We start from the raw sequence: 330 nt of genomic DNA, 5'->3' as shown, positions 1-330 counted from the left end.
AACTCAGCGCCTCCATAGGCAGCTTCGAGCCCGCCAGTGGCGGCTGGAACGACAACAACTTCAGCGTCCATGCCGGTGACTACCACGCCATCGTCGCCGACACCCAAGGCATCAACCCCGCCCAACTCAACGCAGTACAACAAAGACTCGCTGCCACCCAGGCCAAGCTCAGCAGCCAGCCCAGCCAGGCCAACGGCGTCAGCCGCGACGACCTCACAGGCGACCTGCTGCACCAGACCATCCTCGCCTACTTCGCCACCACCGACGCCAATAGCGCCATCTTCCAGCGCGCCGCAGGTGTCGTAGAACAACGCCTGCCATCATTAGGCA

General features: G+C 63.3%; 1 protein-coding gene. It reads left to right on the top strand.

Annotation, left to right across the window (positions count from 1 at the left end; translation table 11 throughout):
• The coding region (locus ACO0LG_RS29645) for a hypothetical protein (RefSeq protein ID WP_423032227.1) at positions 1–330 on the top strand (330 nt) is incomplete at both ends.

This window comes from Undibacterium sp. Ji42W (assembly GCF_049340405.1).
In the GTDB taxonomy this organism is placed as follows: domain Bacteria; phylum Pseudomonadota; class Gammaproteobacteria; order Burkholderiales; family Burkholderiaceae_D; genus Undibacterium.
The sequence above is the reverse complement of the archived record's forward strand: the minus strand, read 5'-3'. Positions and strand labels throughout refer to the sequence as shown.